Source organism: Rhizobium sp. R339, assembly GCF_002211395.1.
In the GTDB taxonomy this organism is placed as follows: Bacteria; Pseudomonadota; Alphaproteobacteria; order Rhizobiales; family Rhizobiaceae; genus Rhizobium.
In genome coordinates, this window is sequence record NZ_LOKV01000026.1 from 158,484 (window position 1) to 174,702 (window position 16,219).

Consider the following 16,219-nt stretch of genomic DNA (forward strand, 5'->3'; position numbering starts at 1 on the left):
GCTCCTCCCGGCGGGCTCGGGCATTGTTGCGGCATGAGGAGAATTTTTATCTTGCTGCTGGCGTTCTGGCCGGGTTTTGCCCTTGCCGATCAGGCCTTCTATCCGTCGAAATCGGGCAAGGCCGATGCGCCGGTGCTGACTGTTTATTCCTCGCTCGACGAGCCCCTGGCGCAGCCGATGATCCGCGGATTTCAGGAGGCCAATCCCGACGTTGCGGTCAGATATGAGGACATGCTGACCGGCGACATCTACGACCGGATCGTCAAGGAGACGGATGCCGGCAAGAAGACGGCCGATTTTGCCTTTTCTTCGGCCATGGACCTGCAGGTGAAGCTTTCCAACGACGGATATGCGCAGGTGAGCAACCTGCCGATGAGCGCCGCATGGCCGAAATGGGCGAACTGGCGCAATACCGCCTATGCGCTGACCTTCGAGCCGGCGGTCTTCGTCTATCACAAGCCGAGCTTCGCGCATGAGCCGGTGCCGAGTTCGCGGGCCGAACTCGTGGATTATCTCAAGCGCAAGGGCAACGCAGTCTATGGCCGGATCAGCACTTACGACATCGAGCGTTCCGGCGTCGGATTTCTCTTCATGGCGCGCGATCAGGAGCAGTTCGGCGATATCTGGTCGGTGATCGGGGCGATGGGAGCGGCGGGCGTCAAGCTTTATTCGACCAGCTCGGCGATCCTCGAACGCGTCGCCGACGGCCGCTTCGTGCTCGGTTACAATATTCTCGGCTCCTATGCCGCAGACTGGGCTTCGCGGCATCCCGACGTCGGCATCGTGCTGCCGAAGGACTATACGGTGGTCATGTCGCGCATCGGGCTGGTGCCGCAGGCGGCCGCCGAGCCGGAACTCGGCCGCCGCTACCTCGCCTTCTTCATGTCGAAGGAGGGCCAGACGATCATGGCGCGCGAACTGCAGATCCCGGCCGTCAGCCCCGAAGTGGCCGGCGAGAATACCGCCAACACGCTGCAGGAACTGCTCGGTGCCCAGCTTCGGCCGGTGCCGGTCAGCCCCGGGCTGATGGTCTATCTCGACCAGGTGAAGCGGGCGCGGCTGATCGCGCACTGGAACGAGGTTCTCAGGGCGCAGTGAAGCGTGTCAGCTTTCGGCCGCGTCGTGACATCGGTGTCGCAACGTTTAGGCCGGCGCAGACCCAATTACGGCAAAAAAGCGGCCTCTGCTTCTGGATATCTCGTCGATGTCAGCTAGATGACAGGTTGTTGTGGTGGCTTTGGCTACTTCTTCTCCGTGGAGGCGGAGAGCTGAAGCCTTGGGAGGAATTTCGCTCGTCACTCAGGACAATCGCGTCCATTGGCCGGCCATCCCTTCCGATTCCCAGAGAACAACAGGCGGTTGCTCAGCCGCCCACGGAGGACATCGTGAAGCATACGTTCATTGCAACCCTTTTCGCAGCCGCCATCGCGCTGCCGGCCTATGCTGCCGACTACACCATCATCGCCCCTGCCGCTCCCGGCGGCGGCTGGGACCAGACGGCCCGTTCGCTCCAGGCCGCGCTGCAGCAGGAGAAGATCTCCGGCAACGTCCAGGTCCAGAACGTTCCCGGCGCCGGCGGCACCATCGGGCTGGCACAGTTCAGCAGCCAGGCTGCCGGCAATCCGAATTCGCTGATCGTCGGCGGCTATGTCATGGTCGGCGCCATCCTCACCAACAAGTCGCCGGTGACGCTCAAGGATGTCACGCCGATCGCCCGTCTGACCGGCGAATATGAAGCCATCGTCGTTCCCGCCTCGTCCGATATCAAGACCATGGCCGATCTGGTCGCCATGCTGAAGAAGGATCCGGGTTCGGTTTCCTGGGCTGGCGGCTCGGCCGGCGGCACCGATCACATCGCCGCCGGCCTGATCGCCAAGGCTTCCGGCGTTGACCCGACGAAGATCAACTACGTCGCCTTCTCCGGCGGCGGTGAAGCGCTCGCCGCCATTCTCGGCAACCAGGTTACAGCAGGTGTTTCGAGCTACAGCGAGTTCGAATCGCAGGTGAAGGCAGGCATGCTCCGTCTTCTCGCCGTTTCCAGCGACAAGCGTATCGACGGCGTTGACGCCCCGACCCTGAAGGAAGCCGGCACCGATGTCAGCATCCAGAACTGGCGCATGGTCGCCGCAGCCCCGGGCCTGTCGGACGACGAGGTTGCTGCGATCACTGCCGATTTCGAGAAGCTGCACAGCTCGGCAACCTGGCAGGAAACGCTGAAGACCAAGGGCTGGGCCGACACTTACCTTTCCGGCGACGCCTTCAAGGCGCAGCTCGAGAAGGACGTCTCCGCCACCGAAGGCATTCTCAAAGAGATCGGACTTGTTCAATGAGCGAGGATAAGACCTCCTCGGCAAGCGAGCGCCGCCCTGATCGGGCGGCGTTCATCATTGCCGTTTTCCTCTTCGTCATCGCGGGCGTGATGGCCTGGGATGCATCGCATCTGAAGACGATCGCGCAATATGCCCGCGTCGGTCCGGCAACGGTGCCCGAGGTGATAGCGTTCGGGCTCTTCTGTCTTGGGATCTGGACCGTCGCCGAAGCCTGGCGCGGGGAGTTTCCGGAACGCGAGACGCAGGAAGTGGCGCCCGTCATCTGGATCGTCGCCGGTCTTGCCTGTCAGATGCTGCTTCTGCGCGTTGCCGGCTTCTCGATCGCGACGGGTGTGCTGTTTGCGCTGACGGCGCGCGGCTTCGGCAAACGCAAGCTGTGGGTCTCGCTGCCGATCGGCATCGCTTTCAGCTTCGTCGTCTGGGCGATCTTCTCGCAGCTGCTGCAGCTGACGCTGCCGGCCGGCCCGCTCGAACGCTTGTTCTTCTGACCGCGCGGGACGCGCTGTCAGCTCTTTTGATTTTTCGCGGCGCCCGATTGCGAACGCACCGCCGGGAACGCCGCCTGGGACACCAAGATGAGCACATTCGAATTCCTATGGCAGGGTATCCTGGTTGCGATGCAGCCGATGAACCTGGTTTACGCGCTGATCGGCGTGACGCTCGGTACCGCCGTCGGCGTTTTGCCCGGCATCGGTCCGGCACTCACCGTGGCGCTGCTGCTGCCGGCCACCTACAAGCTCGATCCGGGCGGCTCGCTGATCATGTTCGCCGGCATCTATTACGGCGGCATGTATGGCGGTTCGACGACGTCGATCCTGCTCAATACGCCGGGGGAAAGCGCCTCGATCGTCACCGCGCTCGAAGGCAACAAGATGGCGCGCGCCGGACGCGGCGGACCGGCGCTCGCGACGGCGGCAATCGGCTCCTTCGTCGCCGGTCTCATCGCCACGCTCGGGCTCGCCTTCATCGCCCCCTATATCGTCAAGCTGGCCCTGGTCTTCGGGCCGCGCGAATATTTCGCGCTGATGGTGCTCGCCTTCGTCACCGTTTCCTCTGCCTTCGGCGACTCGGCGCTGCGGGGCCTGACCGCGCTCTTCATCGGTTTCGCGCTTGCCATGGTCGGCATCGACCAGCAGACGGGGCAGGCCAGGCTTTCCTTCGGCATCCCCGACTTGCTCGACGGCATCGAGGTGACGACGCTGGCGGTGGCGATGTTCGCGATCGGCGAGACGCTCTATATCGCCGCGCAGGGCAAGCGCGTCGCGGATCAAGTGGAGGCGGTCAAGGGTTCGCTCTGGATGAACGCGCAGGACTGGGCGCGCTCCTGGAAACCCTGGCTGCGCGGCACGCTGATCGGCTTCCCGATCGGAGCGATGCCGGCGGGCGGCGCCGAAATCGGCACCTTCCTGTCCTATTCGACCGAAAAGCGACTGGCGAAGAACCCGGAAGAGTTCGGCCATGGCGCGATCGAAGGCGTGGCCGGCCCCGAGGCGGCGAACAACGCGTCCGCCGCCGGCACGCTGGTGCCGCTTCTGACGCTCGGCCTGCCGACGACCGCGACGGCGGCGATCATGCTCGCCGGCTTCCAGCAATATGGGCTGCAGCCGGGGCCGCTGCTGTTTGCCACCAATCCGCAGCTCGTCTGGGGCCTGATCGCCAGCCTGCTCATCGCCAATGCGATGCTGCTCGTCCTGAACCTGCCGATGATCGGGCTCTGGGTGCGGCTGCTGACCATCCCGAAGCCGTGGCTCTATGCGGGCATCCTGCTGTTTGCGACGCTCGGAACGATCGGCGCCAATCCTTCCGTGTTCGAACTCGGCATGCTGCTCGCCTTCGGCCTGCTCGGCTATGTGATGCGGCTCTTCGGCTATCCGATCGCGCCTGCCGTCGTCGGCCTGATCCTTGGGCCGCTTGCCGAACAGCAGCTGCGCCGCGCGCTGGCGATCAGCCAGGGCGATGTCACGACTTTGGTGATGTCACCGATCGCGGCAGGCCTTCTCATCGTTGCGGCCGCCGCCTTCCTCATTCCGCTGATCCTGCGCATTCGCGGCAGGGGCCAGGTGCTGTCGCAGCTGGCGGCGAACGAAGACTAGAGCATGATGCCGAAAAGTGTAGGCGGTTTTCGGACGACATCATGCTCTAACTCTTTAATTTAGAACAGGATTCAGATTTTAGGCCGAACGGACCTAAAATCATCTGTTCTAGCGCATAGGCCCGACAACCATACCGGTTGTCGGAAATGGATCATGCGCCGGGTTAAAATGATGGGGCGACCCTAGCGCGTCCTGCCGGACACGCGGCGCTCTATAAAAGACGACCTTACCCCTCCCTCGAGGCTGGCCATGGAAACGTGCGCCGGCCTCTTCTTTTTGCATGGCTGAGGTGAATTTCCGTGCATTGTGGATCCGCATGTGCACTGCCATCTATGAGTGGTCGATCAAAAAGCAAGAGGAAAAGGACAATGTCCACCATCCGCAAGTCAATCCATGCAGGCTTCCTGGGCCGCGCGTTTGCCGCCATCAGCGCCGCAAATTCCGTCAGCGCCGCTGTCGAGGCTGGCCGCCGTCCGCGCGCCCGCGACCTCAAGGAACTTGGCATCGACCCGGCCTCCTTCGGTCAGGTCATCCGCTAAACCTTTCCAGGCATGCATGAATGAAACAGCCCGCAACCGGTTGGTCGCGGGCTTTATTTTTGTCCGGATGACAGCCGCAGCGCTAAAGCCTGTGGCGATCGCAAAACCGTTGCACGGTTTTGCGCGACGCGCTTCGGCGCTGGCCCGTCCTCGTCAGGCGTGCAGTTCTTCCCGCCCGCCGGTATGATCTTCCGCCCGTTCCCGCTTGTTGTAGCGGATCGACGACCAGAGGGAGAGGCCGATCAGGATCGCGCCGCCGAGGCCGGTGATCACCTCGGGAATGTGCACCAGGGTCTGCGCATACATGATCACCGAGAGGATCAGGATGGCATAGAAGGCGCCATGTTCGAGATAGCGGTATTCGGCGAGCGTTCCCTTCTCCACCAGCATGATCGTCATCGAGCGTACATACATGGCGCCGATACCGAGGCCGATGGCGATGACGAACAGGTTCTGGGTGAGCGCGAAGGCGCCGATGACGCCGTCGAAGGAGAAGCTGGCGTCCAGCACCTCCAGATAGATGAAGGCGCCGAGACCGCCCTTGGCGGCAGCGCTCATCGTCTGCTGCGAAGCATCGAGCAGTTCACCGACGACCTCGACCGCGAGGAAGGTGAGCAGGCCGTAGATGGCGCAATGGACGAAGATGCTGGCTTCCTCGCCGCCGATCAGCCAGGAGAAAACAAGCATAAGCGCCAGCACGAAGGCGATTTCGATACCCCTGATGGTCGCCGAGCGCGCCATCACCTTTTCCAGGCCGCGAAGCCAATGGATTTTCTTCTCGTGGTCGAAGAAATAGCTGAGGCCGACCATCATCAGAAAGGTGCCGCCGAAGGCCGCGATCGGCAGATGCGCATCATTCATGATGCGGGCATATTCCTCGGGCTCGCGGGCAGCCAGAACCAGAGCGTCCCAGGGGCCGATTCGTGCCGCGATCGCGACGATCGCCAGCGGAAAGACGATACGCATGCCGAAGACGGCAATGATGATGCCCCAGGTGAGGAACCGTTTCTGCCAGACAGGCGTCATTTCCTTCAGCTTGTTGGCATTGACGATGGCGTTGTCGAAGGAGAGCGAGATCTCCAGCACCGCAAGCACGGTGCAGATGAAGAAGACGGTCGCCATGCCGCCGATCGTGCCGGTGGTCTGCCAACCAAGAACGGCGCCGAGGATCAGGCCGAGGGCCGTGACGATGAAAGCCCAGCGGAAATAGCCGAGCGAGGACTTATCGGTCTGAGACTGCTTCATGGCCGCACCTCGCGGCCGCAAAGTTTGTTGGAAGAGGTAGAGATAGTGGAAAAACGCAACATACCACAAAGGGCATGCTGACGAGGCATGGTGAGCTTTTTCATCGATGAAAAATCCGCCGGCTGAGCTGCAGGCGGTACCGACATCACGAGAGCGCCGTAAAAACTCTCGCCAGAGGGGCCCGGCACCAATGTTCCCCGTAGCCGATGTCTGGAAGGCTGCGGGATAGGCCCTAGGTAATGAACTTCCCAAACCAGTCAAGGCCAATCGCGACATAGAGATCGGCAATTTTTTGGGAACCATCCGGCCCCCCGCCCGTTAGGCCCTGGTTGAGCTTAAAGGAGGCCGATGATGCACACTTCGACCCATATCCCCGACAAACGCACGGAAGCGTCCGACCGCATGAAGCGGGCAAGGCCGAACCGCATGCAGAAGGCGCAGGTGCTGCCGCCGCATCATGTCGACCTGACCCTGACGCCCGGCGTCATCCACGACATTCATGTGCCGGCCCATGTGACCGGCGCGGACCTCTCCAAGGGCGGTCCTGATATCAAAAGCAAGAAATGACTGGTTTTCCGGAATCTCTTTCGGCACTTCGACGGTAATTTGGAACAGGATGAGAAGCCTATGAGTGTGAACTTTGTGCCCCGCGATATCTTCATCAGGCACGAAAATGAATGGAAGGCCGTCCGCGATGCGGCCGACGAGCGCATCGATATCGGCAAGCGCCAGAAGCCGCTGACGGCGCCCATCATTCGTACGGCATCGGTCGGGAAAAACGATCCTTCAACCGTACGGTCCGAATGACGAGCAGATAAATCTAACCGCATGAGCGCCCGGCATGATGCCGGGTGTTTTGCTTTTCTAAAGCACGTCGCGATCTTTCAGATTCGCTCCCCGTGCTTTAGGCCTTTATTTTCTCGCGTGCCGTTATCGCAAAACCGCGCACACTTTTGCGCGACACGCTCTATTGTCGCCCGTCCCGATCGACGCGCTGCCCGGAATTATAGCCGAGCCACTGTTCGAGCTTACCGAAGGCGAAGAGGACGCAAATGGCGGCAAGCGTCGTGAAGAAGGCGACCGGCCAGTAGCCGAAGCCCATGGCAAGGCCGATCGCGCCGGAGAGCCACATGCCGGCACCCGTCGTCAGCCCGTGGATCCGGCCCCTGGCAAAGACGATCATGCCCGCGGCTAGGAAGGCAACGCCTGCCGTCACGGCTTCGATGACGCGCAGTGGGTCGATGCGGACCTGCTGGACATCGGCAAATCCCGGCATATGCACGGCCTCGATCGAAATGATGGCGAAGAGGGCGGCGGCAAGGCTGATCAGAATATGCGTGCGGAAGCCGGCAGGGCGGTCGCGCGCTTCGCGTTCGAAGCCGATGAGGCCGCCGAAGACGACGGCGCCGAGCAGGCGGGCGAAGATGACGGGATAGTGGATACGCGATGCCGGTATCATGTCGGCGAAAATGAGATCCATGGAAATTTCCTTCGGGGCATGTGGGATTTTTCGCTGGCTAACGTCTGAACGCGGGATTTGTTCGGCTTTTTCCCGCCCAGCGTTTCGCTTCTATGATCCCGGCACCGCCGTTCGAGGGAGCGACCGGTGAAGGAGGCATCATCCTTTCGCGGCGCCAACCTTTCGGAAAGGATTGGGCGGCGATAATCCCGGCCTCACGGGATTCGGACAGATGGCCAAGACAGCGACACGCACTCGCCGCAAGGCGCCGGCGAGAGGAAAAAGCAAGGCACGCAGCGGTGGCGGGCTGTTGCCCTGGACGGTGATCGGCATTGCGGTGATCGCCGGCATCGCCGCCTACGACAATTGGAAGAGCATCAAGCCGATGCTCGCCAAAGAGCCGGTTGCGGCGATACGCGAGATCACGGACGCGAAGCCCGCCGTCAGGAAGGATGTGCCGCCGAAGCAGGTGGCGCTCGCCGCGCCGGCACCGAAAGCGGCGCCGCCCGCTCAGCTCTTGCCGCCGGCAGCCATTCCGACGCCGACCGCCCAGCCCGTAAAGGCAACAGCGTCCGCTCCTGCTTTAGGAGCCTCCGAAACGGGGACGGTCGCCTTCGGCTATTGCGGGCAGGGCGCGCACATCAACTGCGTCGGCGATGGCGGCGTCTTCTGGTACAAGGGCGAAAAGATCGTAATCGCCGATATGGCAAGCCCGATCGTCGACCGGGCGCGCTGCGATGACGAGCGGCGGGTGGCCTTTGCCGCCAAGGCGCGTCTGCTGGCGCTTCTGAACGCCGGACCCTTCAGCATGAATGCGGCGGGTAAGACCGATTCATCAGGCGCGCCGCGCGTCATCTCGCGCGACGGGCGCTCCTTCGGGGCGCAGCTGATCAACGAGGGACTGGCGCGCAAGCCCGGAACCGCCGGCGGCGCATGGTGCGCCTGACGGCGATCACTTGCCTTTTTTGACCAGCTTGCCGCCGGTGCGGAAGCTGCCGGCGAAAGAAGAATCCTTGCTTTCGGCGGTGCATTCGATCGCGATCGGCTTGCCGGCATAGGGATTGCCGAAGGTGCAGAAGCCGGCGACCTTGACCTGGCCCGTCATCTTGTTGCCGACACCTGTCGTGACGAGGCTGAGCGGCAGGCGGGCATTGCCGTTGGAGGCGGGCTTGATGCCGCTGCCATCGCCCTGGAAGCCGAGCGCCTTGCCGTCCGAGGTGAAGATGAACGTCACCGAGCCATTGACCAGGGTGACGCTGGCAAGTTCGTTCTTGCAGCCCTTGGTGGCGTCGAACTTGGCGACGACAAGCTTGGCGCATTTGCCGGAAAGCGTGATGACGCCGGGCGCACCCGGAAAGGTTTCGGCAGGAGAAGCTGGTGCTGCAAAAGCCGGTACGGCGAAGGCGGAAAATATTGCGGCGGCGGCAAGTGCGGATAATTTCATTTCGATCTCAAACCCCATGTCCTGGCGAGGCGAATCACTGCCTCATCCTTGATTCGCCATGGCATGGTTCTGTGTCCGAATTTGGCTCCGCCATTCCCGCGGCATGAAGATTCTCACGGGTTGCCAGGCGCTTGGCAGCAAAAGCCGGTTGAGCTTGCCGGCTGGAGGGTCAGGTAATGGCGCAACTGCCAGATCCCGGCAACAAGAGGCTGACGCGAGGGTGGCAAGGCACTCGTCGAGCGCCTGCCGTCTTGAATGCACTGTCTGACCAGGGGGAATGGGTCCAGGCAGGGAAGTCCAGACCCATTCTTTCCCGATCGGAGGTCAGTCGGATCAGGAATTTGCGGCTGCCGGTCTAGCCGGCAGCCCTTTTCATCAGAACGCGCGCTGCAGGCGGAAGTAGCCCGAGGTTACGTCTTCAGCATTGTCCGGATCGAGGTACTGAACCGAAACCTTTGCCGAGAAGTTGTCGACGATCTGGTAGTCGATCGTGACGCCGGCCTTCCAGGCGTTGACGTCGTCGTTGAACTCGCCAGCGGTGATGCCGTAGTTGTCGTAGTACTGAACAGCCGGGGTGATCTTCAGCTTGTCAGTCGCCTTGATGGCGTATTCAGCAGCGATCGCCCATTCAGCCTTGTTGTAGTAGGCGTTCGGGTTGGATGCGTAGACGACTGCGAGGCCGAGCGTGCCCGGACCAACAGCAGCCGTACCCATAGCACGGACGGCGCCTTCTTCGTTGTCGGTGTCGTAGCCAGCAGTGATCTGATAGCTGAAGATGCCAGCCTTGCCGCCGAGGCCGACGGCAACGCCGACGTTGTTGGCGGTTTCGCCGTTGTAGAACGGGCTGTCTTCCAGCTCGTCAACGCTGATGCCGGCGTAGAAGGCGTCGGTTTCGTACTGATAACGGATGGAGTTATGCAGCGTGACCGGAGAACCGATATCGTCGGTTTCGCCCGAGAGGCCATCGTCCCACCAGCTATAGAACAGACCGGCGCGGAAGCCGGCGATGTCGATGTAAGCGGAATCGAGCTGGGCCTTCTGGGCCGAGGCGTTGTCAGCATTGAACTGCATGACGATGACGCCGGTCAGCGGACCGTACTCGGTGTCGCTCTTGGCGGTGAACTGGACCTGGCCGCGCGTACGGGCGTCCCAGTCGGAGTCGTTCGGAACAGAACCGCCGCCGCCGGCGCCGATCGAGCTGGCGTTCGGAGCAACGTCAACCTGGAAACGGATGTAACCGTTGATCTTCAGGCAGGTTTCGGTGCCGGGGATATAGAAGTAGCCGGTGCCGTAAGCGTCGCAGACGCGGACATATTCAACCGGTTCCGGCTCGGCAGCGACGATAGCGTCAGCAGCCTGAGCGCCGGATACTGCTGCGAGAGCAGCAGCGGAGCCGAGAAGAAGGCTCTTGATGTTCATGGATAACCTCCAGTTCAAATGCAAAAGGATGAAGACCGTTGCCATCGGCAGTCCCTACGGATCTTCATCCCGTGTGATCGAAGCGGCCCCTTTTGATCGGGTGCCTGCCTCGCCGCGGAAGTTACATAAGGGATGTTGCGTCGCAATAAGCATATCGATCATGACAGCAGGCTGGCATGGCTATGTTGCTGAAATAACACGCGTTTTGTCACAAACTCGTCATCTGTTCGTCACAAACCCGACGCCTCCTGATGCGGGACCAACGAGGGGCTGAAGCTTGAAAACGCTAATGCAAGTGACGGGCGTGTGATCATGTCCGCATGTACTGCCACGCCGTCGCCGTGATCTGCGCGATCCAGGGATGGCTCATAGGTAAGAGCGATGAGCATTGATCGAAGCGCCGCAAGCGGCACTGAGGGCCGCGGCGCTTTCGTTATCTGCTTTTTATCAATTTGCCGTGGGTGCGGAAGCTACCGGGAGAGAGGAGTGGCGAGACCAGCTCGGCGCACTTGCGGGAAAGAGTAATGACCCCGGAGGCGCCGGGAAGTGTCTCAGGCGTGGAGGCAGGCGCAGCAAAGGCCGGCAAGGCGAGGACGGCGGAAACAAGGGCCGCGGGTGCCGGGACGAAAAATCTCCTACCCTCTGTCTGCGCGGCGAACCGGCCGTGTGCTGGAAGGTCAGCGGCGACGAACACCTGTGCCCAAGAATTCACTCCAGGGTGGCTTCCTTGCGGGCAACGTTGCCGCTCACATCAATGTCACTGCCCAACATCGCGCTGCCGGTCAGATCGACACCGTAGTCCAGAAGATTCTGACGCGTCAGGTGAAGCATAATCCGGCCGGCCTGCTCGACCGGCCTGCCACGCATATGGGAGACGACATACTCGGCCGTGACGGGGTAGCGTCCCTCGGGAAGGCTGATACCCTTTGCGAGGGAAATCTTGTCGTTGGAAACCACAAGAGTTTTGCGTCGTTTGATGACCTGGGCCAAGTCTGAAACTCCCACTGGGGGCAGGTGTATCACACCCGCAAGCCGCGATGTAAAAAGGCCTCTCGATTTCTCGAAAGGCCATTGCTTTTCAGCGAATTAGGATGGTGGGCGTGACAGGGATTGAACCTGTGACCCCTACGATGTCAACGTAGTGCTCTCCCGCTGAGCTACACGCCCATCCGATGGCGGCGCATAGATCACAAAACCTTTGGAGCCGTCAATAGGCTTTTTTCAGTTTTGTGACGCGCCGGCCGGCAAGCCTTACGCGGCAAGCATTTTGTTGACCTCGTCGACGAGATCGCGCAGGTGGAAAGGCTTGGAAAGGACCTTGGCATCCTTCGGCGCCTTCGAGTCAGGGTTCAGCGCCACGGCGGCAAAGCCGGTGATGAACATCACCTTGAGGTCGGGATCGAGCTCGGTGGCGCGGCGCGCCAGTTCGATGCCGTCCATTTCGGGCATGACGATATCGGTCAGCAGCAGGGAGAACGGTTCCTCGCGCAGCCGGTCATAGGCGCTCGCGCCATTGTCGTATGAAAGGACCTTGTAGCCGGCCTTTTCGAGCGCTTTCACCAGGAAACGGCGCATGTCATTGTCGTCTTCGGCGAGAAGTATCTTCTGAGTCATCAATCCAGACCGCTGATCAATAGGTTTTGGGTGGGCTGCCAGCCGTTTACACTAGTCTTTGCCCGGTAAACAACCGGTGAATTGCCTGTGCGTGATCGTCATCCCTGCTACATAGTATGGACTTGAGGGCGGGCAACTGGCAACATGGGCGAAGCAGTCAGTTCATGACATGGTAAAGAGGGCCAGAAGTGCCGGAAATACGCGAATACGAGCTTTTTGAGGTACATGAGCCCGTGTCGCAGACCATTCCTTTCGTCTACAATTCCCCGCATAGCGGCCGCATTTATCCACCGGAATTCATCGCTCAGTCCAGGCTCGAAGGCATTGCCATCCGCCGGTCCGAGGATCATTACGTCGACGAGCTCTTCGGTTCGGCCGTGACGCTCGGTGCGCCGCTGCTCGTGGCCAACTTTCCGCGCGCCTATCTCGACGTCAACCGCGAGCCTTATGAGCTCGATCCGCGCATGTTCGACGGGCTGCTGCCGCCCTATGCCAATGTCAACTCGCTGCGCGTCGCCGGCGGGCTCGGCACCATTCCGCGCATCGTCGCCGAGAATATGGAGATCTATGCGCGGCGCCTGCCGGTGCAGGAAGGTCTCGACCGGGTCGAAGCGGTCTATAAGCCCTATCATGCAGCGCTGCGCCGGCTGATCGCGCGAACGCATGTGCAATTCGGCTTCGGCGTGCTAATCGATTGCCACTCGATGCCCGGCAATGTGCGGGTGGCGGGCTGCACCGGGCGGCCTGATTTCATCATCGGCGATCGCTACGGCACCAGCGCCTCAGCCGAGCTTTCGCGTGCGGCGATCGCCATCCTCGAAGAGATGGGTTTTGCGGCGATCCGCAACAAGCCCTATGCCGGCGGCTTCATCACCGAACATTACGGCCGGCCTTCGCGCGGGCTGCATGCGCTGCAGATCGAAGTGAACCGGGCGATCTATGTCGACGAGGTGACGCTGGAGAAACGCGAGGATTTTGCCGCGGTGGCCGGAGCGGTCACGGCCTTCATGCAGCAGATGGCGGATTACGTCGAAAAGTTCGCCGGCGACCGGGCGCTGGCCGCCGAGTAAGCGTCTTTCTCGATTTTGGCGATATTTGTGTGGCCTTCGTCTTTGCGGCCAAAAAAGAACCGCGCTCGTGAGCGCGGCTAAGTCTAGGGAGGAAACACCCAAGGAGGGTATTTACAGTCAGAAGACTGTACTGAAAAAGCTACTATTGCATTGCACAAATGTCAAGCAATATATTGCGTTGCGATATCTTTGGGCAATTAGACTGAAATTGCCTCTCGCATTTGCATTCCCGTTGCTTTTCGCTATGAAAAGCGCCATTCCCGCCAGCCAAACGGTGTCCCCATGCTTCCTGACCGCTCGTTTTTCAATCGTCTGGCGGAGGCCGCAAAGGCGGAGACACTGCCGCGGTTCCGCTCTGGCCTCGATGTCACCAACAAGCTTTCCTCCGGTTTCGATCCGGTGACGGAAGGCGACCGGGCGGCCGAGCTCGCCATCCGGGCGCTGATCGAGGAAAGTTTTCCCGACCACGGTATTCTCGGCGAGGAGCACGGCAATGTCGGGCTCGACCGCGACTATGTCTGGGTGATCGACCCGATCGACGGTACGCGCGCCTTCATCTCAGGCTTGCCTGTCTGGGGCACGCTGATCGGCCTTCAGAAGCAAGGCCGGGCGGTCATGGGTATGATCGAACAGCCCTTTACCGGCGAACGTTATTTCGCCGATCAGAACGGCTCGATCTATATTGGGCCGGAAGGCGAGCGGAGGCTCACGACGCGCCAGTGCGAGGCGCTTTCGAACGCCATCCTGTTCACCACCTCGCCGCATCTCTTCGCCGGCGAGGAGATGAAGAAATACCGGGAGATCGAAGGTCAGGTGCGGCTCTTCCGCTACGGCTGCGACTGCTATGCCTATGCGCTGCTTGCCGCCGGCCATATCGATCTGGTCGTCGAAAACGGTCTCAAACCCTATGACGTCGGCGGCATCATTCCCGTCATCGAAGGGGCGGGCGGCATCATCACCACCTGGGACGGCGGGCGGCCGGAAAACGGCGGCTCGATCATCGCCGCCGGCAGCCGCGCAGTCTACGATCAGGCGATCGCCATCCTGCAGCGCAGTTGATCCACAGTCTTTGAAGCCGCATCCATCTCACGTGCCGAGGGCAGCGACATCCTGGTTTTCTTCGGCATCGCTGCCGGGAATGAAGGCGTGGAAGGCGGCGAGTGCGGCGGCGCGGTAGATATCCCGTTCCTGGAAGATCTCATGGCGGGCGCCGTTGATCGGCACCAACTGGCCAGCGCGGAAGTAACGCGAGAGCCGTTCCTGTGCCGTATAAGGCACGACGCCATCGCGCGTCGGGGCGATGACGATGGTCGGGATGGTGATCGAGAAGAGATGACTAGGCGAGGTGACCCGATCCATGGTGCGGAAGGCTTCGATCAGCCAGCGGGCCGTCGGCGGGCCGAGCGTCAGTTCCGGATGCGCTTTCATCATTGCGACATTGCGCTCAAAACGGGTTTCGTCCGCGGTCAATGGATTGTCGCGGAAATCCGGCTCCTTCAGCTTCGAGGTCAGCGGCACGGAACCGAGGCCGACAGCCGTCAGCGTTCCGGCAAGCCTGCGGATGACGCGAGGCGAGGCTGACTGGCCGGTCAGGCCGATGAAGGGGGCGGACAGGACCATGCGATCGATGCGGGTGGCGAGATAGGGAGCCGCCGACAGTGCGATCAGCCCGCCTGTCGAGTGGCCGAGCAAATAGAAGGGCAGGCGGGTATCCGGCAGCACCACCTTTTCGAGGAAGGCATCGAGATCGCGCTCGTAATCGGCAAAGCGCCTTATATGGCCGTGGTTGCGGCGCTTCAGCAGCCGCGACGAACCGCCCTGGCCGCGCAGGTCGAAGGTCGCGACCCAGAGACCCTTGGCCGTGAAGTCGCGGATCGTTTCGAAATACTTTTCGATATATTCGTTGCGGCCGTGGATGATGACGACCGTTCCCTTGGCGACCTGGGCGCCGGAGCGGAAAACGGCGTAGCGCAGCCGGTGGCCGTCATGGGTTTCGAAAAACCCTTCCGCGCGGTTTTCCGGGGCGGGATTGTCGGGCGTCGAATAGAGAACCTGATCCATGACTTGCCAATGCGCCGCTGCTGACTGCTTCGCACTCAGGGATAGCGCATGGCATCCGGCTTGGAAAGCGGCGGTGCCCTGAGGGCGCTCCGTGAAAAAGGGCCGGCAGGAGCGTGAGGGCGCTCGCGGCCGGCCCAAGTCAAGGCTGAAGAAGAAGGGACGATGCACTTCAGCCGCCGGGGCCAGTGTCACCCGACATCATCATTTCTAGGCCGGCCTGCCTGAACGCGTTCCGAACCGGCCGTTCATGCGCGGTTCACGGCCGATCGCGGCGATTTCACAAAGGTCTTGAACTCCGGAAATCCTATCACCATCTCCTTCCTGCGGGTGCCAAAAAGGGCCTGCGCAACCGTCCCGGAGCCGCCAAAGATGGGGTTTCAGGGACACTTATCGCAACACGTCGCTTCCACAGGAGGACATCATGCGTCACGTAGACTTCTCTCCCCTTTATCGTTCGACGGTCGGTTTCGACCGGCTCTTCACCATGCTCGACAGCCTTGCCCAGCCGGAGCAGGCGCAGACCTATCCGCCCTACAATATCGAGCGCACCGGTGAAAACACCTATCGCATCACCATGGCAGTCGCCGGTTTCGACGAGACCGAACTTTCGATCGAAGCCCATGCCAATGTGCTGTCCGTGAAGGGTGAAAAGAACGAGGACACCGCCGAAGGCGGCGAATTCCTCTATCGCGGCATCGCCAAGCGCACCTTCGAGCGCCGCTTCCAGCTTGCCGATCATGTCGAGGTGACCGCCGCTTCGCTGAAGAACGGCCTGCTTCACATCGACCTTCTGCGCAACATTCCCGAGGCTATGAAGCCCCGCAAGATCGCGATTGCCGCAGAACCGGTCGAGGCTCCGAAGGCCATCGAGGCGCAGGTCATCAACGGCTAATCTTTATCCCTCGTAGGTAAAAAGGACGGCGCTCCGATCGGGGCGCCGTTTTT

18 protein-coding genes, 1 tRNA gene and 1 pseudogene are annotated in these 16,219 nt (G+C 61.4%); 11 read left to right on the forward strand and 9 right to left on the reverse strand.

The window, feature by feature from the left end:
* The first annotated feature begins 51 nt into the window (after positions 1–51).
* The 5 genes from ATY76_RS27685 (at position 52) to ATY76_RS33855 (ending at position 4,962) form a co-directional block, all read left to right on the forward strand.
* A complete protein-coding gene (locus tag ATY76_RS27685) occupies positions 52–1,098 on the forward strand; it encodes an ABC transporter substrate-binding protein (protein WP_088677856.1) in 1,047 nt (348 codons plus the stop codon).
* 287 nt (positions 1,099–1,385) lie between these two features.
* Positions 1,386–2,330 (forward strand): tripartite tricarboxylate transporter substrate binding protein, encoded by a 945-nt coding sequence (locus ATY76_RS27690; protein WP_088677857.1) that lies wholly within the window; start codon positions 1,386–1,388, stop codon positions 2,328–2,330.
* Positions 2,327–2,818 carry a tripartite tricarboxylate transporter TctB family protein gene (locus ATY76_RS27695; protein WP_088677858.1) on the forward strand — a complete coding sequence of 164 codons (492 nt, stop codon included), beginning with the start codon at positions 2,327–2,329 and terminating at the stop codon, positions 2,816–2,818. Before ATY76_RS27690 ends, ATY76_RS27695 begins: the two co-directional genes overlap by 4 nt.
* Positions 2,819–2,905: 87 nt before the next feature.
* Entirely contained in the window at positions 2,906–4,423 is a 1,518-nt protein-coding gene (locus tag ATY76_RS27700; RefSeq protein WP_088677859.1) for a tripartite tricarboxylate transporter permease, read from the forward strand.
* Between the two features lie 368 nt (positions 4,424–4,791).
* Entirely contained in the window at positions 4,792–4,962 is a 171-nt protein-coding gene (locus ATY76_RS33855) for a hypothetical protein (RefSeq protein ID WP_088677860.1), read from the forward strand.
* A 153-nt stretch (positions 4,963–5,115) separates the two neighbouring features.
* Here ATY76_RS33855 and ATY76_RS27710 read toward each other — a convergent pair whose 3' ends face one another.
* Positions 5,116–6,207 (reverse strand): DUF475 domain-containing protein, encoded by a 1,092-nt coding sequence (locus tag ATY76_RS27710; protein WP_088677861.1) that lies wholly within the window; start codon positions 6,205–6,207, stop codon positions 5,116–5,118.
* Positions 6,208–6,555: 348 nt separating this feature from the next.
* On the opposite strand from ATY76_RS27710, the gene ATY76_RS27715 reads away from it, so the two are divergent.
* Complete coding sequence (locus tag ATY76_RS27715; protein WP_171049242.1) at positions 6,556–6,774, forward strand: hypothetical protein; 219 nt, start codon at positions 6,556–6,558, stop codon at positions 6,772–6,774.
* 60 nt (positions 6,775–6,834) lie between these two features.
* Positions 6,835–7,014, forward strand: coding sequence for a hypothetical protein (locus tag ATY76_RS27720; protein WP_088677862.1), 180 nt, complete (start codon positions 6,835–6,837; stop codon positions 7,012–7,014).
* Positions 7,015–7,174: 160 nt separating this feature from the next.
* Here ATY76_RS27720 and ATY76_RS27725 read toward each other — a convergent pair whose 3' ends face one another.
* On the reverse strand, positions 7,175–7,687 hold the full coding sequence (locus ATY76_RS27725; RefSeq protein ID WP_088677863.1) for an MgtC/SapB family protein: 513 nt from the start codon (positions 7,685–7,687) through the stop codon (positions 7,175–7,177).
* A 211-nt stretch (positions 7,688–7,898) separates the two neighbouring features.
* Here ATY76_RS27725 and ATY76_RS27730 point away from each other — a divergent pair, with 211 nt between their 5' ends.
* Positions 7,899–8,612, forward strand: a complete 714-nt coding sequence (locus tag ATY76_RS27730; RefSeq protein WP_088678047.1) for a hypothetical protein — start codon at positions 7,899–7,901, stop codon at positions 8,610–8,612.
* A gap of 6 nt (positions 8,613–8,618) precedes the next feature.
* Here the strand turns inward: ATY76_RS27730 and ATY76_RS27735 are convergent, their stop codons facing one another.
* The 6 genes and pseudogenes from ATY76_RS27735 to cpdR1 all read right to left on the reverse strand — a co-directional run bounded on the left by ATY76_RS27735 (position 8,619) and on the right by cpdR1 (position 12,143).
* Complete coding sequence (locus ATY76_RS27735) at positions 8,619–9,110, reverse strand: hypothetical protein (protein ID WP_245310099.1); 492 nt, start codon at positions 9,108–9,110, stop codon at positions 8,619–8,621.
* A 375-nt stretch (positions 9,111–9,485) separates the two neighbouring features.
* Complete coding sequence (locus ATY76_RS27740) at positions 9,486–10,529, reverse strand: porin (RefSeq protein ID WP_088677865.1); 1,044 nt, start codon at positions 10,527–10,529, stop codon at positions 9,486–9,488.
* Between the two features lie 502 nt (positions 10,530–11,031).
* A pseudogene (locus ATY76_RS34320) lies at positions 11,032–11,223 on the reverse strand (hypothetical protein); the annotation flags it as partial.
* Positions 11,224–11,237: 14 nt separating this feature from the next.
* The gene (locus ATY76_RS27750) at positions 11,238–11,519 is read right to left on the reverse strand and encodes a hypothetical protein (protein WP_009997131.1); all 282 of its coding nucleotides are present in this window, start codon (positions 11,517–11,519) and stop codon (positions 11,238–11,240) included.
* 102 nt (positions 11,520–11,621) lie between these two features.
* Positions 11,622–11,696, reverse strand: a tRNA-Val gene (locus ATY76_RS27755).
* A gap of 84 nt (positions 11,697–11,780) precedes the next feature.
* Positions 11,781–12,143 (reverse strand): response regulator CpdR1, encoded by a 363-nt coding sequence (cpdR1, locus tag ATY76_RS27760; RefSeq protein WP_003542883.1) that lies wholly within the window; start codon positions 12,141–12,143, stop codon positions 11,781–11,783.
* 188 nt (positions 12,144–12,331) lie between these two features.
* On the opposite strand from cpdR1, the gene ATY76_RS27765 reads away from it, so the two are divergent.
* Positions 12,332–13,213: an N-formylglutamate amidohydrolase gene (locus ATY76_RS27765; protein ID WP_088677867.1), complete on the forward strand. Its 882-nt coding sequence runs from the start codon at positions 12,332–12,334 to the stop codon at positions 13,211–13,213.
* A 282-nt stretch (positions 13,214–13,495) separates the two neighbouring features.
* Positions 13,496–14,272: a histidinol-phosphatase gene (gene hisN, locus ATY76_RS27770; protein ID WP_088677868.1), complete on the forward strand. Its 777-nt coding sequence runs from the start codon at positions 13,496–13,498 to the stop codon at positions 14,270–14,272.
* Positions 14,273–14,299: 27 nt separating this feature from the next.
* Here the strand turns inward: hisN and ATY76_RS27775 are convergent, their stop codons facing one another.
* Positions 14,300–15,274, reverse strand: a complete 975-nt coding sequence (locus ATY76_RS27775; RefSeq protein WP_088677869.1) for an alpha/beta hydrolase — start codon at positions 15,272–15,274, stop codon at positions 14,300–14,302.
* 421 nt (positions 15,275–15,695) lie between these two features.
* Here ATY76_RS27775 and ATY76_RS27780 point away from each other — a divergent pair, with 421 nt between their 5' ends.
* Positions 15,696–16,166: an Hsp20 family protein gene (locus ATY76_RS27780; protein WP_088677870.1), complete on the forward strand. Its 471-nt coding sequence runs from the start codon at positions 15,696–15,698 to the stop codon at positions 16,164–16,166.
* Positions 16,167–16,219: the final 53 nt, after the last annotated feature.

What these genes read in the sequence shown, in the direction of transcription:
- ATY76_RS27740 (WP_088677865.1), bottom strand. Translation starts at nt 10,529, where the DNA reads ATGAACATCAAGAGCCTTCTTCTCGGCTCCGCTGCTGCTCTCGCAGCA.
- ATY76_RS33855 (WP_088677860.1), top strand. Translation starts at nt 4,792, where the DNA reads ATGTCCACCATCCGCAAGTCAATCCATGCAGGCTTCCTGGGCCGCGCG.
- ATY76_RS27775 (WP_088677869.1), bottom strand. Translation starts at nt 15,274, where the DNA reads ATGGATCAGGTTCTCTATTCGACGCCCGACAATCCCGCCCCGGAAAAC.
- ATY76_RS27725 (WP_088677863.1), bottom strand. Translation starts at nt 7,687, where the DNA reads ATGGATCTCATTTTCGCCGACATGATACCGGCATCGCGTATCCACTAT.
- ATY76_RS27730 (WP_088678047.1), top strand. Translation starts at nt 7,899, where the DNA reads ATGGCCAAGACAGCGACACGCACTCGCCGCAAGGCGCCGGCGAGAGGA.
- hisN (WP_088677868.1), top strand. Translation starts at nt 13,496, where the DNA reads ATGCTTCCTGACCGCTCGTTTTTCAATCGTCTGGCGGAGGCCGCAAAG.
- ATY76_RS27735 (WP_245310099.1), bottom strand. Translation starts at nt 9,110, where the DNA reads ATGAAATTATCCGCACTTGCCGCCGCCGCAATATTTTCCGCCTTCGCC.
- ATY76_RS27780 (WP_088677870.1), top strand. Translation starts at nt 15,696, where the DNA reads ATGCGTCACGTAGACTTCTCTCCCCTTTATCGTTCGACGGTCGGTTTC.
- ATY76_RS27715 (WP_171049242.1), top strand. Translation starts at nt 6,556, where the DNA reads ATGATGCACACTTCGACCCATATCCCCGACAAACGCACGGAAGCGTCC.
- ATY76_RS27710 (WP_088677861.1), bottom strand. Translation starts at nt 6,207, where the DNA reads ATGAAGCAGTCTCAGACCGATAAGTCCTCGCTCGGCTATTTCCGCTGG.
- cpdR1 (WP_003542883.1), bottom strand. Translation starts at nt 12,143, where the DNA reads ATGACTCAGAAGATACTTCTCGCCGAAGACGACAATGACATGCGCCGT.
- ATY76_RS27720 (WP_088677862.1), top strand. Translation starts at nt 6,835, where the DNA reads ATGAGTGTGAACTTTGTGCCCCGCGATATCTTCATCAGGCACGAAAAT.
- ATY76_RS27700 (WP_088677859.1), top strand. Translation starts at nt 2,906, where the DNA reads ATGAGCACATTCGAATTCCTATGGCAGGGTATCCTGGTTGCGATGCAG.
- ATY76_RS27695 (WP_088677858.1), top strand. Translation starts at nt 2,327, where the DNA reads ATGAGCGAGGATAAGACCTCCTCGGCAAGCGAGCGCCGCCCTGATCGG.